Source organism: Orenia sp. (assembly GCF_055140805.1).
Genome location: NZ_JBSQYM010000127.1, coordinates 1 through 9,133, shown reverse-complemented (window position 1 = coordinate 9,133; position 9,133 = coordinate 1). Strand labels below are relative to the sequence as shown.

Annotated in this window: 7 protein-coding genes and 1 riboswitch; of the genes, 6 read left to right on the top strand and 1 reads right to left on the bottom strand. The window is 29.6% G+C overall.

Annotation, left to right across the window (positions count from 1 at the left end; translation table 11 throughout):
* Nucleotides 1-107 precede the first annotated feature (107 nt).
* On the bottom strand, nucleotides 108-374 hold the full coding sequence (locus ACTCDL_RS11890) for a hypothetical protein (RefSeq protein ID WP_463176802.1): 267 nt from the start codon (nucleotides 372-374) through the stop codon (nucleotides 108-110).
* A gap of 311 nt (nucleotides 375-685) precedes the next feature.
* On the opposite strand from ACTCDL_RS11890, the gene ACTCDL_RS11885 reads away from it, so the two are divergent.
* From ACTCDL_RS11885 to ACTCDL_RS11860, 6 genes are all read left to right on the top strand, one after another.
* A complete protein-coding gene (locus tag ACTCDL_RS11885) occupies nucleotides 686-865 on the top strand; it encodes a hypothetical protein (protein WP_463176800.1) in 180 nt (59 codons plus the stop codon).
* 158 nt (nucleotides 866-1,023) lie between these two features.
* A riboswitch (Lysine riboswitch) is annotated at nucleotides 1,024-1,194 on the top strand.
* A 117-nt stretch (nucleotides 1,195-1,311) separates the two neighbouring features.
* Complete coding sequence (locus tag ACTCDL_RS11880; RefSeq protein ID WP_463176798.1) at nucleotides 1,312-2,862, top strand: Na+/H+ antiporter NhaC family protein; 1,551 nt, start codon at nucleotides 1,312-1,314, stop codon at nucleotides 2,860-2,862.
* Between the two features lie 459 nt (nucleotides 2,863-3,321).
* Entirely contained in the window at nucleotides 3,322-3,582 is a 261-nt protein-coding gene (locus ACTCDL_RS11875; protein WP_463176795.1) for a hypothetical protein, read from the top strand.
* A gap of 178 nt (nucleotides 3,583-3,760) precedes the next feature.
* On the top strand, nucleotides 3,761-4,465 hold the full coding sequence (locus tag ACTCDL_RS11870) for a vWA domain-containing protein (protein WP_463176793.1): 705 nt from the start codon (nucleotides 3,761-3,763) through the stop codon (nucleotides 4,463-4,465).
* 261 nt (nucleotides 4,466-4,726) lie between these two features.
* Nucleotides 4,727-5,908: a HEAT repeat domain-containing protein gene (locus tag ACTCDL_RS11865; protein ID WP_463176791.1), complete on the top strand. Its 1,182-nt coding sequence runs from the start codon at nucleotides 4,727-4,729 to the stop codon at nucleotides 5,906-5,908.
* A 231-nt stretch (nucleotides 5,909-6,139) separates the two neighbouring features.
* Nucleotides 6,140-8,890 (top strand): UPF0182 family membrane protein, encoded by a 2,751-nt coding sequence (locus tag ACTCDL_RS11860; protein WP_463176787.1) that lies wholly within the window; start codon nucleotides 6,140-6,142, stop codon nucleotides 8,888-8,890.
* The last annotated feature ends 243 nt before the right edge of the window (nucleotides 8,891-9,133 follow it).

Here is a 9,133-nt window from a genome sequence, read left to right as displayed (position 1 = left end):
TAAATTCAATAAATAAATATTTAAAGCAAAAAACCTCCATATGGAGGTTTTTTAGCTGTCTCAGAATAGTTTTTAAAAACTATTCTGAGACAGCCCCTTCTATCTTTTTAACCTACATTACCTTTAAGCATATTTTCTACAAAATCTTTGCCCTTATTAGTTAAACAAACAATACTTTTATCTCGATTATACTCATGAAGATCAATTTGGACTAATCCATGTTCCAACCCTTTTTCTAATGTACGCAAAAGTTCAATTTTATTAAACCCTTTTTCGGCTATTCTATATAGATAATTTGGCTGATAAGAGAAGTAAAGGCACTTTAAAATCTTTGATTCATTGATAGATGAAAATGTTGAATTAAAACTATTCATTTAAAATCCTCCTTTAATTAAATTAAATTTAATATTATACTTATTAGTGACTAATTACTTTTAGAACATAAAATAATAATTATTTAAAAAAATATAAGATTATAATTATATAACCTATATTGTTAATATTATGAAGAGGGTATAGGATATATTCATAAATGATAATTTAAAATCATATTTTTAATATCTTATATATAATTAAGTATTAAATCAATTAATAGTAGGGATAATAAGATTAAAAAGGAGGGAGAACAACGAGTCCAGAATATACTATAGAATTATCTACTAAAGATTACAATTTGCTGGAATCAATGGCCTATGAGAATAATATGGAGATAGGTGATTTTATTGCAGAGATGATTAGTGAGAAGAATGAGTTGATGGCTTTAGATGTTAATTTAAATAAAGCTCCTGATTCTTTTCAATTATTAGCTAATGATGTATATTTAACTGAATCTGATGAGTTCAAAGATGAATTTAATGAAGAATGAAGTATAAGGGATTAATCCCTTATACTTCATTAATAAAATTAATAGAAAATATAGTAGATAAAATAAATCATTTGAATTAATCTTGAATCTTAATTAAATCTATGTTATAATTCTCAACGTTGAATACAAAAGAATAAAAACCTCATTTCTAATAATTGGAATGAGGTAGAGGTGCAAAAGTCAAGAGTACTTTTAATGAGAGTAGGAAGACTCAATGAATTAAAAGGAAAGGGGCAATTGCCGAAGTAGTAAGAATATTCCAAACTTGCTACTGGGTCTGTATTGAATAAGTGCAGAACTGCCACTATCGGTGGAGCGCTATCTCACTCATTTTATTAGAAATGATTACTTATGTTTGTAATCCTAGATGAGTAAGTTATCTGGGATTTTTTTATTGCTAGAGGGGTCAAAAGAGTAAGAGAAAGAATATTTAAGGAGGAATTTTGATGGAAACATATGGATGGTTATCATTGATACCGCCAGTTTTAGCTATTATCTTAGCTTGGTGGAGTAGAGAGGTTTTAGTATCATTATTTGTAGGTGTGTTTGTTGGGGCAACTATTATAGAAGGTTTCAATCCTATAGTAGGGTTTATGAGAACTCTAGATAAGTATATGATTGAAAATTTAACAGATTCATGGTATGTATCAATCCTATTATTCTTAGTAATATTATCAGGGATGGTAGGGATTATTACACGGTCAGGTGCTACTAATGCAGTAGCTGAATTTGTTGCTAAAAAAGCCAGAACCACACGTAGAGCACAGTTAGCAACATGGTTGATGGGAATTTTAATCTTTTTTGATGATTATGCTAACTCTTTAATTGTTGGTACAACTATGAGATCAATTACTGATAAAATGAAGATTTCTAGGGAGAAGTTAGCCTATATAGTTGACTGTACTGCAGCTCCAGTGACTAGTATGGCTATTATCTCAACATGGGTAGGTCATGAATTGGGTTTAATCAGAGCAGCATTTGATACCTTGGGAATAGAAGCCAATGCATACTCTACATTTATGCAGACTATTCCTTATCGCTTCTATAGTATCTTAGCTTTAGCTATGGTTTTATTTATAGCATTAACAGGTAAAGATTTTGGACCTATGTATGATGCAGAAAGAAGAGCAAGAAAAGAAGGAAAAGTATTAGCAGATGGAGCTACTCCACTAGCTTCTGATGAACTAACTAATATGGAGGTAAACCCAGATAGTAAGATGAAATGGTATGATGCTTTTATACCTATGATAGCTGTAGTAGTAGTTACTATCATCGGTCTATGGTATAATGGAACTAGTGGTTGGACAGAAGCGATGCCATTATATGAAGCCTTTGGTAATGCTGATGCTAGTATTGTCTTATTATGGTCATCCTTTACTGGAACATTAGTAGCTATTATCTTAGCACTATTTAAAGGTGGACTGTCTTTGGAAGAGAGCATGGAAGGATGGCTAAATGGAGCTAAGGCTTTAGCAGGAGCATGTGGAATCTTAATCTTAGCTTGGGCTTTAGGGCTTGTTACAAAAGAGTTGGGGACAGCCAATTTCTTAGTCGATCTTAGTAAAGGTACTATTCCGGCTTTTATGGTACCTACAATGATATTTGTTATTTCAGGAATCATTGCTTTTGCAACAGGTACATCTTGGGGGACAAGTTCAATTATCATGCCTTTAGCTGTAGCGATGGCCTATCAATTGGGATCTCCTATGATGGCAACAATTGGTGCTGTATTGACAGGTGCTGTGTTAGGAGATCATTGTAGTCCGATCTCTGATACTACAATTATGTCTTCAACAGCTTCAGCAGCAGACCATATAGATCATGTTAGAACTCAACTACCTTATGCTATTGTAGTTGGTATAGTTTCTATTCTATTTGGATTCTTACCAGCAGGATTTAATATACCTAGCTGGACTGTATTTCCATTACTATTGTTAGGAATGTTAGCACTATATTTAATTGTAAATTATTATGGTAAATCAGTGGAAGAAAATTAAAATTATAATATAAAAAGGGGTGGATATCCATCTCTTTTTTATATTATAATCTCCTAATATTAATCTGAAAATAATAGATTAAGCTGTTGTGTTAGTTGAATTTAAATATTAATAGTATCTTTTTACGGGGATAGTGCGATACTTTAGCAATCAGGAGTCAGGAACCAGTTATCAGTAAAACAGACTGATTCCAGATTCCCGATTCCTGACACGAATGTGTCGTATTATCTCTATATTGTATTAATTCTTATACTAACATAAGGTGTTAGATTAAAAATTCATTCTCTATGTTATGTTCAGTAGTCTGTCTTCTCATTTGGTTTTAAACAGATCGTTAGAGAGAATTAGAAAAAACAACTATATATGTTATAATAATAGTATGTAAAATTACTATTTAAATCGATGAAGGAGATGCATTATCCTTGTATATTATTAATATATATGAAAGGAGAATGATATATGGAGATAAGGTATCAGAAGCAACAACAAATAGGGGATATATTTTTAGAATTATATACCACTTCTACAGGCTGTACTATATCAGTTAGTAAGTATGAGCAAAAGTATCATTTAAGTATATCCCATGAAAGCAGAATGCCAAGTAAGAAAGAGATAGAACTGGTTAAGAAAGCATTATTGCCAATAACAAAGAAATTTAGATTAAAGCAACCCTATACAGCTACAGATGGAAGATGTACCTTGCATCTATTAGAAAAATAATAGATATAAATATAGAAAAGAACTCCTAAATTTAGGAGTTCTTTTCTATATTTATATCTAATTAGTTTACTACTACCACTGATAAATATAGGTACAAGCAAATAAAAATAGAATATCTAGAATAAAGAAACATAATATTATAAAAAAGAAATAAGAGATTTAAGGAGAGGAGATTATCATGAGAGTAAGACAGAATTTTACCTTAGTTATCTTAATATTAATTCTATTATCAGCTATCTTTGGTATCAATACCTTAAATATTATATCAATTCCAACAAGTAAGGCAAATGTATCGGCAAGTAGAGAGATAAAAGTTAGTACTAGCCAAAGTCCAGAAAATAATAAAATAAATGTAGAGATTGTTTGGGATGCTTCGGGTAGCATGTGGGGAGAGATAGAAGAAGGTAATAAGATAAGTCAATCTAAAAAGATTATCAGAAGAGTAATTAAAGATATTCCTGATAATATCAACTTAGGATTGAGGGTATTTGGTAATAAAGGTTCTATAGATAAAGAAAGTCTATTAATAGCCCCACTCTCACAAGATAATAAGGAGAATACTTTAAAAGCAATTAATAAGATTCAACCATCGGGAAAGTCTCCAATTGGAATTAATCTTTCATTGGCAGGTCAAGATTTAATTAATCTTCCAGGAGAAAAACATATATTATTAGTAACAGATGGCAGAGATACTGGAAATATTATGCCCAATGAAATAGTTGATCAATTAAGAAAGAAAGGAATTAAGACTCATATTATACAAGTAGGTGAAATTACTCATATAAGTCAATTACAACTAAAGGAACTTGCTCAATTAGGTGGTGGTAAATACTTTACTTATTTTGAAGAAGAAGAGGTGATACCGACACTAAGTCTTCAATAATATTTATCAAATAAATTTATCTTCTTGACAAAATAATGAAATAAACATATAATGTGGTTGATATAGATAAAGTTGAGTTATATTTATATTCATGTTTATTTCTTCCTAAATCCCCCTACCAAGTTATTAGTAGGGGGATTATCTTATTAAGATAGAAGAAGATTAATAAGATAATCGCTCCCAAATAAATCTTTATGAAGGAAAAATAATTAATTTATAGAATATAAAGAAATAAAGCCAATTTAAAAAGGAGAGAAGAAGATGGAGATACCAATCTTTATGCAAAATACTATAACTCTTTTATTGGAAAATAAAATAATAACTATAATAGTAATAGTTATTATTCTCTTTGTAACTAAAAAAATAATAAAGAATATTAAGTATAAGAAAAGCTATAGTTATTTTGAAGAATTGCTTAAAGAAGATATACTCAAAGGCTTAGAAAAACTAACTAGATTAAAAGATATGGCAATTAAAAAAAGGTTATTATTAGAAAGTGAGAAATCTTTTGGAAGAAGCTTATATCAAGAAGTAAAAGAGGAGCTTATTAATAATGGCATAATAGAAAAGCTTTTTAATGAACTCATTGTAGGAAAAGAAGGTGAAAGGGTGGAAGCTTGTAAGGTTTTAGTAAAACTTAATACCCCACAAGCTATCGATTATGTTATTACTTCTTTATATGATGATAGTGATAAAGTCAGACAAGTAGCTATAGAATCTTTAGTAGAAATAGTCAATCCCAAGATAATTGAAACTCTTATAAATTATCTATCTTATTGTAATAATCAGATGCTTTTATCGGAATTGACTAAAGCTTTTGAAAAGATTGGTGATTTAGCCTTTGAACAATTGGTTGAGGTAGCTTTTACTAAACAGGAAGTCTATAGAGTGTGGGCAATTAAGTTATTGGGAAGGATAAATTATGAAGACAGAAAAGATGAAGAAATAATCAATATTTTTTACAATCTATTAAATGATAAATCAGAGATGATTAGACTACAGGCTATTAAAGCTATAGCTAGGTTTAAGAATGATCAAAGGGTTTTTAATTATTTGATTAACAAATTAGAGGATAATAATTGTGAAGTAAGAAGTCAGGCAGTTAAAAGCCTTGGTGAATTTGGAAATAAAGATGCAGTTTCTAATATATTCAATTTAATCACAGATAGCAGTGGTCTAGTTAGAAATAATGCTTATCATGCTCTAATTAAATTAGGTGATAAAGGTTTTGAATACCTTCTTAAAGCCACTAGAATAAAAGAGACTAAAGAAGAAGCTTTACAAGTATTAAAAGAGTTAGAAATGGAAAAGGTAATAGATAACATTAATAGGATTTATCAACTAAATAAGAAAATCAATGGTGAGTTGAGGGAAAAACCATCATTAGATAGTTACCTTAAAGCAGATAGCAATGAAAAGAGAAAGTTTCAGATAATAGGATAGCTTACCTGAAACTCTTAAGTGTGGGAGTGAGTTATATAATTATTGCTCACACTTACACTTTTTTTATTACTATCTAGTTAATCTAAATTCCCAAATTATTTTATAGTAAAATTAGCTATTAAGCTTGATTGGTATAACATAAAATATAATTAGGGCTTGACGTGATAGTTAAGCAAAGTAATATTATTGATAAATTTAAATTATAAAATAGATAATAAGGGGTTGTGATTTATGAAATTGTTTTCTAGAGGTTTAATTATTTCTATATTTTTTCTAATAATTTTAGCAGTTAATTTCTTAGGTTTGGGGGTAAATTTTTATACCGATATACTCTGGTTTAAGAATTTGAATTTTATAGATAGTTTTTGGACTATCTTTCAAGCAAAGATTATTGTTAGAGTAGGGGTTTGGTTATTGTTTTCTTTATTTATTTATTTAAACTTATTATTCACTAAAAAAACATTAATGAGTTTGATTGATAATTTCAAGAAAAGTGATAATAGTGATGACCAGGTAATTGAACTAAAACCAAAAAAAGAGATGAAGTTTTTGGGCTTTATTAGCCCAAAGAGGATAAACTTGATTTATTTATTAATCAGTATGGTAGTAGCTTTTTTCTTTAGTAGTATTGGTGCTAATAGTTGGAAGGTAGTACTAGAATTTTTAAATGCAAGTAGCTTTGGTAGTATAGATCCTATATTTAATAAGGATATCTCCTTTTATATCTTTAAATTTCCTTTCTATCAATTCATTTATCAACTATTATCTACTTTAATAATTATTACTGGGCTGATAGTAGGAGGAGTTTATCTACTGAATAATCGTAGTGATGGATCTTTTAGCCGACTCAATAATCAAAGTAAATATCATCTATCAATTTTAATTAGTCTGTTTTTTGTTGTCAAAGCATGGGGTTATCGCTTAGATATGTTCCAGCTACTTTACTCTAATAGAGGAGTTGCTTTTGGTGCTAGTTATACCGATATTCATGCTCAATTATTTGGTTTGAAAACATTATCTATAATAACAATAATATTAGCGGTTTTTATCTTTATCAATATCTTTATTAAAAAGACAAAGTTAATAATTGGAGGAATAGTTGCATTATTTATAGCTTCCTTATTATTAAATACTATTTATCCTGGTCTAGTTCAACAGTATCAAGTTGAACCAAATGAGATTGCTAGAGAAGCACCTTATATTAAATATAATATTAAATTTACCCGAGAAGCTTATAATCTTGATAAGATTGAAAAAAGAGACTTTGATATCAAAGATAGTCTAACTTATAATGATATTAGCGATAATGAAGTTACAATAAATAATATCAGATTATGGGATAATAGACCCTTAAAGGCTACTTATGGTCAGCTTCAAGGAATTAGATCATATTATTCTTTTAATGATATCGATATAGATAGATATAAAATAGATGGAAAGACCCAACAGGTAATGTTGGGTGCTAGAGAGCTTAATCAAAAGCTACTATCTAATAGAGCTAAGACTTGGGTAAATAAACGATTGAACTATACTCATGGTTTTGGTTTAGCAATGAGTCCAGTAAATAAGGTAAGCCCTGGTGGATTACCAGAATTTTTAATCAAAGATATTCCACCTCAAAGTAAAAAAATTGAAGTAAAGCAACCAAGAATCTATTATGGGGAGCTAACTAATGAATATGTAGTTGTTAATACTGAGGCTAAAGAGTTTGATTATCCAGAAGGTGATAAGAATAATTACATCAAATATAATGGTGATGGAGGGGTTAAGTTAGATACACCAATTAAGCGCCTAGCTTTTGCTCTCAAATATGCTACATTAAAACTATTATTAAATAATGATATCAATTCAGAAAGTAGATTGATGTTTAATCGTAATATTAAAAGTAGGGTAGCTAAGATTGCACCTTTTTTAAGATATGATAATGACCCTTATTTAGTAGTAGATAATTCTGGTGAGCTCTATTGGATTCATGATGCCTATACTACAAGTAATAGATATCCTTATTCAGAGCCACAGAACTGGGGGAATTATATCCGCAACTCAGTTAAAGTTGTCACTAATGCTTATACAGGAAAGATTAGATTTTATATAGTCGATAATAGTGATCCTATTATTAGAACTTATCAGAAGATATTCCCCAAATTATTCACTAAATTCGAAGATATGCCAGCAGGTCTTAAAGCTCATATTCGTTATCCTGTAGATTTATTTAAGATTCAAGCTAAATTATACAGTATTTATCATATGGAAGATCCCACAGTCTTTTATAATAAAGAGGATTTATGGAATATACCTCAAGAAAATTATGCAGGAACTGCTATCGAAATGGAACCTTATTATACATTAATGAAGCTTCCTAATGAAGCAGATGAGAGTTTCTTATTGATGTTACCCTTTACTCCTGTCAAGAAGAATAATATGATTTCTTGGTTGGCAGCCAAAGCTGATCATGACGATTATGGTCAACTTGTTCTTTATAAGTTTCCTAAAAGAGAGCTGGTTTATGGTCCAATGCAGATTGAAGCAAGAATAGACCAGAATTCAGAGATATCTCAACAATTGAGCCTCTGGAATCAAAGAGGATCTAGGGTAATTAGAGGTAATTTATTGACTATTCCTATTAAGCGTTCTATTCTTTATGTAGAACCAATTTACTTACAAGCAGAGCAGAGTCAGTTACCAGAATTAAAGAGGGTAATTGTCTCTTATGGTGAAGATGTAATTATGGAGAATAACTTAAAGTTAGCTTTAGAAAAGTTATTTGGAATTAATGACCAAGATGTAGAAAAAGACAAAAAAGAGCAGACCACTCCAATAACTGATAATAATCTAACTATTAAAGGGCTGGTCAATGATATATCTAAGTTATATGATCGCTCTAAAGAAGCATTAAAGGCAGGTAATTGGACAGAATATGGAAAGTTAATTAAAGAATTAGAGGATAAATTAAATATTTTACAAGAGAAAACAGAAAAATAGTAAAAAAAATAATCAAAGGGGCATTGATGTCTCTTTGATTATTTTTATGAAATCTTAATAGAGTTCAGTAAAATCAAAATAAAATAAAGGTATTGAAGCAAAATTTATAGAATTATTTCATATAAAATCAATTGCTTATATAGGTAAACAACTCTAGAATGAAACAATAGAAAGGTAATGTAACACTTTTGTGTCAGGAATCGAGAATCTGGAATCAGTCTGTTTTACTGATAACTGGTCCCT